The 12,503-nt window shown below is 69.9% G+C and carries 8 protein-coding genes; all 8 read left to right on the forward strand.

The genetic code is table 11. From position 1 onward, the window contains the following. Positions 1 to 56 precede the first annotated feature (56 nt). The 8 genes from bldG to topA all read left to right on the forward strand — a co-directional run bounded on the left by bldG (position 57) and on the right by topA (position 12,419). Positions 57 to 398, forward strand: a complete 342-nt coding sequence (gene bldG, locus OG858_RS25975) for an anti-sigma factor antagonist BldG (protein ID WP_005475923.1) — start codon at positions 57 to 59, stop codon at positions 396 to 398. Positions 399 to 506: 108 nt separating this feature from the next. Further along, entirely contained in the window at positions 507 to 938 is a 432-nt protein-coding gene (locus OG858_RS25980) for an ATP-binding protein (protein WP_086749727.1), read from the forward strand. 330 nt (positions 939 to 1,268) lie between these two features. Next, on the forward strand, positions 1,269 to 3,674 hold the full coding sequence (locus OG858_RS25985) for a sodium-translocating pyrophosphatase (protein ID WP_086749726.1): 2,406 nt from the start codon (positions 1,269 to 1,271) through the stop codon (positions 3,672 to 3,674). Positions 3,675 to 3,880: 206 nt separating this feature from the next. Beyond that, positions 3,881 to 4,492, forward strand: a complete 612-nt coding sequence (locus OG858_RS25990; protein WP_086749725.1) for a small secreted protein — start codon at positions 3,881 to 3,883, stop codon at positions 4,490 to 4,492. 286 nt (positions 4,493 to 4,778) lie between these two features. After that, positions 4,779 to 6,311 carry a DUF7059 domain-containing protein gene (locus OG858_RS25995; protein ID WP_319262630.1) on the forward strand — a complete coding sequence of 511 codons (1,533 nt, stop codon included), beginning with the start codon at positions 4,779 to 4,781 and terminating at the stop codon, positions 6,309 to 6,311. A gap of 328 nt (positions 6,312 to 6,639) precedes the next feature. Then, entirely contained in the window at positions 6,640 to 8,982 is a 2,343-nt protein-coding gene (locus OG858_RS26000; protein ID WP_328544384.1) for a serine/threonine-protein kinase, read from the forward strand. Positions 8,983 to 9,080: 98 nt separating this feature from the next. Beyond that, positions 9,081 to 9,278, forward strand: a complete 198-nt coding sequence (locus OG858_RS26005) for a hypothetical protein (protein ID WP_319262626.1) — start codon at positions 9,081 to 9,083, stop codon at positions 9,276 to 9,278. A 309-nt stretch (positions 9,279 to 9,587) separates the two neighbouring features. Further along, entirely contained in the window at positions 9,588 to 12,419 is a 2,832-nt protein-coding gene (topA, locus tag OG858_RS26010; RefSeq protein WP_319262625.1) for a type I DNA topoisomerase, read from the forward strand. The last annotated feature ends 84 nt before the right edge of the window (positions 12,420 to 12,503 follow it).

Raw genomic sequence — 12,503 nt, forward strand, 5'->3', positions numbered from 1 at the left:
TTCAAGCCGAGGTGTCCCGAGGGGCGAACGCTCGATAGCAAGGTGCTGGAGGATCCGTGGACCTGTCCCTGTCGACCCGTACTGTCGGCGATCGTACGGTCGTCGAGGTCGGTGGCGAAATCGACGTTTATACCGCGCCCAAGCTGCGTGAGCAGCTGGTCGAGCTGGTCAACGACGGGAGTTTCCACCTCGTCGTCGACATGGAGGGCGTCGACTTCCTCGACTCCACCGGGCTCGGCGTGTTGGTGGGCGGCCTGAAGCGAGTACGGGCTCATGAGGGCTCGCTGCGACTGGTGTGCAACCAGGAGCGGATTTTGAAGATCTTCCGCATCACCGGTCTGACCAAGGTGTTCCCGATTCACACCTCGGTCGACGAAGCGGTGGCGGCCACCGACTGATCGCGCCCGCCCGGGCCCAGCGCCCGGAACGGCAAGAGACAAGTGAGGGGGACCGGGCCCGTGGGGCCCGGCCCTCCGACAGCACGCCCGTAGTTCCGAGGGGGATGCATGGCCACCGTTGAACTCCGCTTCAGCGCGCTGCCCGAGCACGTCCGGACCGCCCGACTGGTGGCGGCAGCGGTGGCGCGCAGGGCCGGAGTGGACGAGGCCGTCCTCGACGAGGTCAGGTTGGCCGTCGGCGAGGCGTGTACCCGTGCCGTTGGACTGCATCAGAGCAGCGGTATCTCGGCGCCGGTGCAGGTGTCGCTGATCGAGGAGGAGAAGCAGTTCTCCATCGAGGTCGGCGACGAAGCGCCGCACGCCGTGCCCGGTGACAAGTCGTCGGGCGCTGGCGACGTGGACGCCGACATCGAGGAGGACGACATGGGCCTCGCGGTGATCAGCGGTCTCGTCGACGACGTCGAGGTCTCTGCCGGGGAGAACGGCGGGTTGATCCGCATGACCTGGCCGACGACGACGTCGATCGCCGTGCTGCCCTGATTGCACTGATCTTCTCAACTTCTCAACTTCAAGTAGTACCGCGAAGGGCCCTGCTGAGCAGGGCCCTTCGTGTTTATTCGGCATTTATTCCGATCGCCGTTCATCGGAACACCGGAATTCGTGAAGGAATTCACGATCAATCACGCGATCATTTGATCAAGCGTCAATGCCTTTGAGGCGTTACTTCTTTCGAGTAATGTGGTCGTGCGCGGATCGTTTGCTGAAGAGCATGTGAAGGCCAATTCTGCTTGCCGCGCACTGTTTTGATCAGGTTCTGCTCCCTACAATCCGTCCACATCTTGAGCTCAGCCCAAGCGTCAAGGAGGACGAATGGCGGGGCTTTCTACCCCTCAAAGGTTTGACCGGACCACGGACTTCGCAGCCGCGGTACTGACGGACGACAACCGGATCATCGTCATGGTGATCGGCTTCGTGGCACTGGCCGCGCTGGCCGTCGCCGGGGTCCTGGTGCGCCAGGTGCTCGCGGCGGGCGAGGGCACCGACAGCATGAAGAAGATCGCTACGGCGATCCAGGAAGGTGCGAACGCCTATCTGGCACGGCAGATGCGCACGCTCGGCGTATTCGCAGTCGTCGTGTTCTTCCTGCTCATGCTGCTGCCCGCGGACGACTGGAATCAGCGCGCCGGCCGTTCGGTGTTCTTCTTGATCGGCGCGGTGTTCTCGGCGGCCACCGGCTATATCGGTATGTGGCTCGCCGTGCGCAGCAATGTGCGCGTCGCCGCGGCGGCCCGGGAAGCGACACCGGCGGAAGGCGAGCCGGAAAAGGATCTCACCGCCGTCTCGCACAAGGCGATGAAGATCGCATTTCGCACGGGCGGCGTCGTCGGGATGTTCACGGTGGGGCTCGGCCTCCTCGGCGCGTCCTGCGTGGTCCTCGTGTACGCGGCCGACGCGCCCAAGGTGCTGGAGGGCTTCGGCCTCGGGGCCGCGCTCATCGCCATGTTCATGCGGGTCGGCGGCGGCATCTTCACCAAGGCCGCCGACGTCGGCGCCGACCTGGTCGGCAAGGTCGAGCAGGGCATTCCGGAGGACGACCCGCGTAATGCCGCGACCATCGCCGACAACGTGGGCGACAACGTCGGCGACTGCGCGGGCATGGCGGCCGACCTCTTCGAGTCGTACGCCGTGACGCTCGTCGCCGCGCTGATCCTCGGCAAGGCGGCGTTCGGCGACTCCGGGCTCGCGTTCCCGCTGATCGTGCCCGCGATCGGTGTACTCACCGCGATGATCGGCATTTTCGCCGTGGCGCCACGCCGCACCGACCGCAGCGGAATGTCCGCCATTAACCGCGGCTTCTTCATCTCCGCGGTGATCTCGCTGGTGCTCGTCGCCATCGCCGTCTACGCCTACCTGCCGTCGTCGTACGCCGACCTCGAAGGCGTCACGGACACGGCGATCGCGGGCCACGACGGCGACCCACGGGTCCTCGCGGTCCTCGCGGTGGCCATCGGCATCGTGCTGGCCGCACTGATCCAGCAGCTGACCGGCTACTTCACCGAGACCACCCGGCGTCCGGTGAAGGACATCGGCAAGAGTTCACTGACCGGCGCGGCCACCGTCGTCCTCGCCGGTATCTCCATCGGTCTCGAATCGGCCGTCTACACCGCGCTGTTGATCGGCCTCGGCGTGTACGGGGCGTTCCTGCTCGGCGGCACGTCGATCATGCTCGCGCTGTTCGCGGTGGCGCTGGCCGGCACCGGACTGCTCACCACGGTCGGCGTCATCGTCGCCATGGACACCTTCGGGCCGGTCTCCGACAACGCACAGGGCATCGCCGAGATGTCCGGCGACGTCGAAGGCGCGGGCGCACAGGTGCTCACCGACCTGGACGCCGTCGGCAACACCACCAAGGCCATCACCAAGGGCATCGCCATCGCCACGGCCGTACTCGCGGCCGCCGCGCTCTTCGGCTCGTACCGCGACGCGATCCTCACGGCCGCGAACGACGTCGGCGAGAAGGTCTCCGGCGAAGGCGCGCCGATGAACCTGATGATGGACATCTCGCAGCCCAACAACCTGGTCGGGCTCATCGCGGGCGCAGCGGTCGTCTTCCTCTTCTCGGGGCTGGCGATCAACGCGGTCTCGCGGTCGGCGGGTGCGGTGGTCTACGAGGTACGGCGGCAGTTCCGCGAGCACCCCGGGATCATGGACTACAGCGAGAAGCCGGAGTACGGCCGGGTCGTCGACATCTGCACCAAGGACGCCCTGCGGGAGCTGGCCACGCCCGGTCTGCTCGCCGTGATGGCGCCGATCGCGATCGGGTTCACGCTCGGGGTCGGCGCGCTGGGCGCGTACCTCGCGGGCGCGATCGGCACGGGGACGCTGATGGCGGTGTTCCTCGCCAACTCCGGTGGCGCGTGGGACAACGCCAAGAAGCTCGTCGAGGACGGCCATCACGGCGGCAAGGGCAGCGAGGCCCATGCCGCGACCGTCATCGGCGACACCGTGGGCGATCCGTTCAAGGACACGGCGGGACCGGCCATCAACCCGCTGCTGAAGGTGATGAACCTCGTCGCGCTGCTCATCGCGCCCGCGGTGGTCCAGTTCAGCTACGGCGAGGACAAGAGTGTCGGGCTGCGTGTCGTCATCGCGGTGGCCTCGATCGCCGTGATCGTCGGGGCGGTGTACGTGTCCAAGCGGCGCGGGATCGCCGTGGGTGACGAAGGCAACTCCGAGCGGGTTGCCAAGTCTGCGGATCCAGCGGTGGTTTCGTAGGCGGTCTTAGATCCGGGCCTGCGAGGGTCCAGCTCAAGGAGCGGGCGGGCGGCGCGTGTTGACGCGCCGTCCGCCCGCTTCCGTGTATGCCGATGTGCTTCGTGAGCCTTCTCTCTCTTGGTGCAAACGGTTACAAAAGGGTGTACTGGGGGTGCTCGGCACACAGGTGTCGCCCATGTGGCGTGTATGTTCCGGGGCCGAGAGCCATGGAAGGGACCAATCCGGTGAACAAGAAGCTCGCGGCCGCACTGTCCGGCGGTGCGGTACTGGTACTGGCGCTGTCCGGCTGCAGCAGCGACGACGCAACGAACGACAAGCTGAACACCTGGGCCAAGCTGGTCTGTGACTCCGTGCAGCCGCAGATCAAGAAGATCGCGGCGGCCAACGCCTCGATCCAGAAGGAGACCTCGGACGACAGCGCACCGGCAGACGTGCAGAAGGCCGACTCCCAGGGCTTCCAGGACATCTCCGACGCGTACAAGGCGATGGCGACGGCCATTCAGCAGGCCGGTGCTCCGGATGTCGAGGACGGCCAGAAGAAGCAGAAGGCCGCGGTCGCCGAGCTGAACCAGCTGTCGACGGCGTACGGCGAGTTGAAGAAGAAGTCGGACGCGCTGAACACGAAGGACCAGGCGAAGTTCGCTGACGGGCTCGAAGGGGTTGCCACCGAGCTGGAGAAGTTGAGCAAGACCGGCAGCGACGCGCTGAAGGAGCTGGAGAAGGGGGAGGTGGGACAGGCGATGGCCGATCAGCAGAGCTGCAAGTCCGCGACCACCTCCGGGGTGGCGTCCGCGCCGGGTTCCTCGACCAAGAGCTGAGCGGGGTTCTTCTGGGCGGCGGTTGACCGGGCCGGGGCTGATGGGGCGTCCGGCGGTCGGGCTGGGCGGGGTGGGTTTGGGTTTCGCCCACCGGCGCTCGCCGGGTGCCGCTGCGCCCCCCCACTTTCGGCTTCGTTCGAGCGGGAGGCGCCTCCATCGCACCCGGGGGCACGACTGCCCGCGGCCGGACAGGTGGACGTGCTTCTGCCGCTGCCGGGGGCGCTGCTCCAGCGGCTCGATTGCCCGCAGCCGAGCGGGGCCACGATGCGCGGCTACGCTGAGCGGTGTGAGTGACTTCAGGCTGTCTTCTCTGCCCTCTGCCGACCGGTCCGATGTCGCTGTGCGGCTTCGGGAGGCGCTGCTCGGTGCCGAATTCACCGCCGACGGGCTTCTTGAGCTGCTCGGTGCCTCCGCGTACGCGGCCCTGGCGCGGAGTGAGGTCGTGCCGGCGCTCAGGGCGACGCGGGGGGACACGGCGCTGGAGGCGCTCGTGCGGTTGTTCCTGTTGCAGCAGGCGGTTCCACGCGCGCGCGTGGAGGGTGTGCTGCCTGTAGACGCGTGCGTGGAGAGTGGATGGCTCGTTCGCGTCGGTGCGGACGGCGACGAGATCGCAGCCGCCGTCGACGTGCGGCCGTACGGCGGGCCCGGTGGTGAGGACTGGTTCATCGTGTCCGACCTGGGGTGCGCGGTCGGCGGGGCCGGCGGGATCGGGAGCCGGGACGAGGGTGTGGTGCTGGGGGTCGGTGGGGCGTCCACGACCCTGGCCGGGATCACCGTGCGCACGCCTGTCGGGTCCGCCCTCGACCTCGGGAGCGGCTCCGGCATTCAGGCGCTGCACGCCGCGCAGCACGCCACGCGCGTGACCGCGACCGACCTCAACCCGCGCGCGCTGCACATCACGGCGCTCACGCTGGCGCTCTCCGGGGCCCCTGCGGCCGATCTGCGCCAGGGTTCCCTCTTCGAGCCGGTCGGGGCCGACGAGACGTACGACCTCATCGTGTCCAATCCGCCGTTCGTGATCTCCCCCGGCGCCCGGCTGACGTACCGCGACGGCGGGATGGGCGGGGACGACCTGTGTCGCACGCTCGTTTCGCAGGCGGGGGAGCGGCTGAACGAGGGCGGGTTCGCGCAGTTCCTCGCCAACTGGCAGCACGTGGAGGGGGAGGACTGGCAGGAGCGGCTCAGGTCGTGGGTGCCGCGCGGGTGCGACGCGTGGATCGTGCAGCGGGAGGTCCAGGACGTCACGCAGTACGCGGAGTTGTGGCTGCGGGACGCGGGCGACCACCGCGGTGACGTGGCCGAGTACGAGGCGCGGTACGACGCGTGGCTCGACGAGTTCGAGGCGCGGAAGGTGAAGGGCGTCGGGTTCGGGTGGATCACGCTGCGGAAGGCGGCCGCCGCGGACTCCGAGCCCTCGATCACCGTCGAGGAGTGGCCGCATGCGGTCGAACAGCCGCTCGGCGAGACCGTGCGGCAGCACTTCGCGCGCGTCGACTACCTGCGGGGACACGACGACGCGGCGCTCCTCGCCGCGCACTTCCGGCTCACCGCCGAGGTCGTCCAGGAGCAGGTCGGGCTGCCGGGCGCCGAGGACCCCGAGCATGTGGTGCTGCGTCAGAACCGCGGTATGCGCCGGGCCACGAAGGTGGACACGGTCGGTGCGGGATTCGCCGGTGTGTGCGACGGCAGGCTCAGCGCGGGGCGCATTCTGGACGCCATCGCCCAGCTCGTCGGCGAGGACGCGGTGGCCCTGCGCGACCGGACACCGGTCCAGATCCGGCTGCTCGTCGAACAGGGGTTCCTCGAACCGGCTCGGTGAACCGCCGGCACCTGCGGCCCGGCACCTGCGGCCCGGCACCTGCGGCCCGGCACCTGCGGCCCCCGGCGCCGCCGAGTGGCGCCGCAGTGACTCGCGGACCCGGTGACGATTTCCGTACCGTCCGATGACCGTACTGGTACCCCTCGCGATGCCCGTCCCCGTGACGTGTGAGGCGTATGCGCACCCCTGGGGCTCATGTGTCCCCTCTGGCTGGATTGGTCCGTAAAAGGGCTCCTGTCAGTGGTGCGTGCGAAGCTATTTTCAAGAGACGGATTCGACGTGTCCTCGGGGGAGGCACGCGCAGTCTCTGGGGGATCGGGGGATCGCGATGGCGGGGGATACGCCGGAGCAGGGCCGGGGAAGGGTCATCAACAACCGGTACCGACTGCTGCGCACCCTGGGCGCGGGCGGCATGGGCAGGGTCTGGCTGGCGTACGACGAGGAGTTGGCCTGCGAGGTCTCCATGAAGGAGATCTCCCTGCCCGACGTCCCGAGGGACGCGACCGAGCCCGCCCAGCGCATCGCGCGGGCCCGTAGCGAGGCACGGCACGCCGCGCGGCTGCGCGGCCACCCGCATGTGGCGACGGTCCACGACGTGGTGCTCCACGACGGCCTGCCGTGGATCGTCATGGAGTACGTGCCGGACGCGATCGACCTCCAGGCGGTCGTACGGCAGCGCGGACCGCTCCCGCCCGAGCAGGTCGCCCGGATCGGGATCGCCGTCCTGGACGCGCTCACGGCGGGGCACCGGATCGGCATACTGCACCGGGATGTGAAACCGGCCAACATCCTGCTGGCCGCCGATGCCTCGGGCGACCTCTACGCGCGCGTGCTGCTCACCGACTACGGCATCGCGCTCCAACCGGAGTCCCACGAACCCCGGCTCACCGCCACCGCCGGAATCCTCGGCACCCCCGGGTACCTGGCCCCGGAGCGCGCGCGGGGCGAGCCGCCCACACCGGCCGCCGACATGTTCTCGCTCGGCGCCACGTTGTACGCGGCGGTCGAGGGGCGCGGCCCCTTCGACCGCCACGGCGAGTACGCGACGCTCACGGCCCTTCTCGGCGAGGAGCCGACGCCGCCCGTCCGCGCCGGTGAACTGGCCCCCGTCCTGCACGGCTTGCTCATCAAGGACTCGGTGCGCCGGCTGTCGCCGGAGGCGGTGGCGCGCGGACTGGAGCGGGTGGCCGGCGCGGGCGGCGCACCGACCCCGCCGGGCTGGGGAGCCACCCCCGCGTCGGCGCCCGGGGGCTTCGGACCGGCGCCCGGTACTCCCGGCGCACCGGGTACTCCCGGCGGTAACGCGACCGCCGGTGCGCCCCCGGGGTATGTGGCGAGCGCGCCGCCCGGGTACGTGGCCGCCGGGCAGCACGGCCTCGGAGGCACCCCGAACACCCCGGGCGCACCCCACACGCCGTACACACCTCAGACCCCTGGCGCCCCGCACACACCCGGTGCGCCCTCGGCGCCGAACACGCCGAACACCCCGGCGGGCGGCCCGGCACCGTACGACCCGTGGCAGCAGGGGCAGCAGGGGCAGCAGGGGCAGCAGGGGCAGCAGGGGCAGCAGCCCCGTAGTCCCTACGACAGCTACAACCCGTACGGGGGCGGCCGGTCCACGCCGTACGGCGTGGGTGGCGGCGGTCAGGCGCCGGCGTACGGCGGCACCGTGGGCCAGCAGTCGCTGCCGTACGCGGCCAACCCGTCGACGCCCTACGGGGGCGGCGGGGCCGGACCGCCGGGGAACGCTGGGTTCTTGACCATCACGGCCGGAGGGCCGCCGCCCGGTGGACCGAAGCGGAAGGTGCCCGCGGCGGGCATCGTCGCGATCGTGGTCGCCGTGCTGCTCGTGGCGGGCGGCGGGACCTGGGCCGCGGTGAACTTCACGGGCGGTCCGGACCCCAAGCCCTCCGAGACCCCGGAGGCGCTCGTGTCGTTGCCGGGCTCGGAGTACCCCTACGGCGAGCAGGCGGCCCTCAAGAAGCCGCTGGAGGTGGGGGACTGCGTCAAGGCGGTCTGGACGGGGGCGGCGTTCGCGTCGGTGCCCGACCTCGGCGTGGTGGACTGCGAAGAGGACTGGCCGGACGGTCAGGTCGTGGCCGTGGCGACGGCGTCGGACCACGCGGACGCCAGGGCCGACGGCGCGCAGCGCTGCGCCGGCCAGGCCGACGCACTGGCCGAGGCCCTGCCCGACGCGGGGGTCTACGCGCTTCTCCCCACGAAGGAGGGCTTCGCCGCGGCCAAGGGCGGTACGGCATGTCTCGTGCTCGGCAGGCACGTCCCGATCGGCGGCGAGGTGGGCCGACTCCGTGACATGGGCACGAACCTGTGGCCCACGCAGATGGCCGTCGGCGACTGCTGGGACTACACCACGAGGGAGGAGGGCTACGACGCCCCACTGACCGACTGTGCCGAAGCACACACCGACCAGGTGGTCGGATCGGTTCAGGCACCCGCCAACATGACCTTCGACGGAGCCCTCGCCGAAGGCGGAAAGCTGTGCACCAACAGGTTCGAGTCGAGTTGGGCGCCCGGCACTGACCTGATCGTGTCGGGGTGGGTGTCCGAGAAAGAGGAATGGAAGAAGGGCTTCAACAAGGTGGTGTGCACGGTGCGCAACGCCGACGTGTCGAGGACGACCGGGAAGATACCCACGCCCGGCTCGGTCTGAGGGCCGGGGACGCCTCGCGTTCACCTGGGGTTAGCGCGCCCGCTGCCCGTCCGTGCCAGCCTCCCGTCCCGGAGTGTCGAGGGGTGGGAGGACGGGACATGGAGAGCGGACCGGCGATCTTCGTGGGGGTGGTGTTCGCCCTGTTCGGGGGCGGGCTGCTGCTGTGGACCACGACACGGCTGCGCCGGGGCGAGCCGGTCGCCCAGGGGGTACGGCCCGTGCTGTCGGCGACGCTCGCCGGCGCCGCGGCGGTCACCGCCCTCGTGCTCGGCGCGTGGTGCCTCACCAGGATCTGAGCGGGGCCGGTGAGCCGGTGCCAGCGAGCGGGTCGGGTAACCGGGATGTGACCCTCCGCATCGGCCCCGAACGGATCGCTGAAGACGCCGGGCGGCAGGAATGGCGGTAGTCGGGTTACCGTTCGAGTGGCCGTTGCGGGCTTTTCCCGTTTGACACGGGGGCGGGATGTACCGTCACACTCCGCAGCGTCAGCATGACCCGACCCCCGGGCCGACAGCCGAGCCTCGTGCGAGGAAAGGCCTCCGGGGGCGCCCGCCCCGGGACACAAGCCCGGGGAACCCCAGCGTCGACCGGAGAGAAGAGCGAAGTTGTCCCCGACCAGCGAGACCGCGAAGGGCGGCCGCCGACTCGTCATTGTCGAGTCGCCTGCCAAGGCGAAGACGATCAAGGGCTATCTCGGCCCCGGCTACATCGTCGAGGCGAGCGTGGGGCACATCCGCGACCTTCCCAACGGCGCCGCGGAGGTGCCCGAGCAGTACACCGGCGAGGTGCGCCGCCTCGGCGTGGACGTCGAGCACGACTTCGCGCCCATCTACGTGGTCAACGCGGATAAGAAGGCGCAGGTCAGGAAGCTCAAGGACCTCCTGAAGGAGTCCGACGAGCTCTTCCTCGCCACCGATGAGGACCGCGAGGGCGAGGCCATCGCCTGGCACCTCCAGGAGGTGCTCAAGCCCAAGGTCCCGGTCAAGCGGATGGTTTTCCACGAGATCACCAAGGCCGCGATCCAGGCCGCCGTCGCCAACCCGCGCGAGCTGAACCAGAAGCTGGTCGACGCCCAGGAAACCCGCCGCATCCTCGACCGCCTCTACGGCTACGAGGTCTCGCCGGTCCTGTGGAAGAAGGTCATGCCGCGCCTGTCGGCGGGGCGCGTCCAGTCCGTCGCGACCCGGCTCGTCGTGGAGCGGGAGCGGGAGCGGATCGCCTTCCGCTCGGCCGAGTACTGGGACCTGACCGGCACTTTCGCGACCGGCCGCGCCGGTGACGCCTCCGACCCGTCGTCCCTGGTCGCCCGCCTGCAGTCCGTCGACGGCCGCCGTGTCGCCCAGGGGCGCGACTTCGACTCGGTCGGGCAGCTCAAGAGCGCGAACATCCTGCACCTGGACGAGGGGGACGCCCGAGCACTGGCCGCCGCCCTGGAGAACACCCGGTTCGCGGTCCGCTCCGTCGAGTCCAAGCCGTACCGCCGCTCGCCGTACGCCCCGTTCCGTACGACGACGCTCCAGCAGGAGGCCTCGCGCAAGCTCGGCTTCGGGGCCAAGGCGACGATGCAGGTGGCGCAGAAGCTGTACGAGAACGGCTTCATCACCTATATGCGTACGGACTCCACGACGCTCAGCGACACCGCCGTGAGCGCCGCCCGCGCCCAGGTCACACAGTTGTACGGCGCCGACTACCTGCCGGCCCAGCCGCGTACGTACGCCGGGAAGGTCAAGAACGCGCAGGAGGCGCACGAGGCGATCCGCCCCTCGGGTGATCGTTTCCGTACGCCCGCCGAGACCGGCCTGACCGGCGACCAGTTCAGGCTCTACGAGCTGATCTGGAAGCGGACGGTCGCCTCCCAGATGAAGGACGCGGTCGGCAACAGCGTCACGGTGAAGATCGGCGGCACCGCCTCCGACGGCCGGGATGCCGAGTTCAGCGCCTCCGGCAAGACGATCACCTTCCACGGCTTCCTGAAGGCCTACGTCGAGGGCGCCGACGACCCGAACGCCGAGCTGGACGACCGCGAGCGCAGACTGCCGCAGGTCGCCGAGGGTGACGCGCTCTCCGCCCAGGAGATCACCGTCGACGGGCACGCCACCAAGCCCCCGGCCCGCTACACCGAGGCGTCGCTGGTCAAGGAGCTCGAAGAGCGCGAGATCGGCCGCCCGTCGACGTACGCGTCGATCATCGGCACGATCCTCGACCGGGGATACGTGTTCAAGAAGGGCACGGCCCTGGTGCCGTCGTTCCTGAGCTTCGCCGTGGTCAATCTGCTGGAGAAGCACTTCGGGCGGCTCGTCGACTACGACTTCACCGCCAAGATGGAGGACGACCTCGACCGCATCGCGCGCGGCGAGGCCCAGGCGGTGCCGTGGCTCAAGCGCTTCTACTTCGGTGAGAGCACGGGTGCGAACGGCACCGCGGCCGAGGCCGGCAACGGTGACGGCGACCACCTCGGCGGCCTGAAGGAACTGGTCACCGACCTGGGCGCGATCGACGCCCGCGAGATCTCGTCGTTCCCCGTCGGCGACGGCATCATGCTGCGCGTCGGGCGCTACGGCCCGTACATCGAGCGCGGCGAGAAGGACTCCGAAGGGCACCAGCGGGCGGACGTGCCCGAGGACATGGCCCCGGACGAGCTGAGCATCGAACTCGCCGAGGAACTGCTCGCCAAGCCGAGCGGTGACTTCGAGCTCGGCGCCGACCCGGACTCGGGCCACCAGATCATCGCCCGCGACGGCCGCTACGGCCCGTATGTCACCGAGGTGCTCCCCGAGGGCACCCCGAAGACCGGTAAGAACGCGGTCAAGCCGCGTACGGCCTCGCTGTTCAAGTCGATGTCGCTGGACACGGTGACGCTGGCCGACGCGCTGAAGCTGATGTCGCTGCCGCGGACCGTCGGCGCCGACGCCGAGGGCCAGGAGATCACCGCGCAGAACGGGCGGTACGGGCCCTACCTGAAGAAGGGCACGGACTCGCGGTCGCTGCAGGCCGAGGACCAGCTCTTCACGATCACCCTCGAAGAGGCGCTGGCGATCTACGCCCAGCCCAAGCAGCGCGGGCGGGCCGCCGCCAAGCCGCCGCTGAAGGAACTGGGCGAGGACCCCGTCAGCAAGGCGCCGGTCGTGGTGAAGGACGGCCGCTTCGGGCCGTACGTCACCGACGGCGAGACCAACGCGACGCTGCGGTCCGGGGACAGCGTGGAGACGATCACGCCCGAGCGCGGGTTCGAGCTGCTCGCCGAGAAGCGGGCGAAGGCCCCCGCCAAGAAGACGGCGAAGAAGGCGCCCGCGAAGAAGACGGCGACCAAGACCGCCGCGAAGAAGGCGGCTCCTGCGAAGAAGACCGCTGCCAAGAAGACGGCGACGTCGAAGACGGCTGCGGCGAAGAAGGCGGCTCCTGCGAAGAAGGCGACGACGGCCGGGGAAGGCGCCTAGCCGCTCGGGGGTGCGGGTGCTTTGCGGCTGTGGGCTGAGTGTGGCTGGTCGCGCAGTTCCCCGCGCCCCTTCGCGCAGTTCTCC

Source organism: Streptomyces europaeiscabiei, from assembly GCF_036346855.1.
GTDB classification, from domain to species: Bacteria; Actinomycetota; Actinomycetes; order Streptomycetales; family Streptomycetaceae; genus Streptomyces; species Streptomyces europaeiscabiei.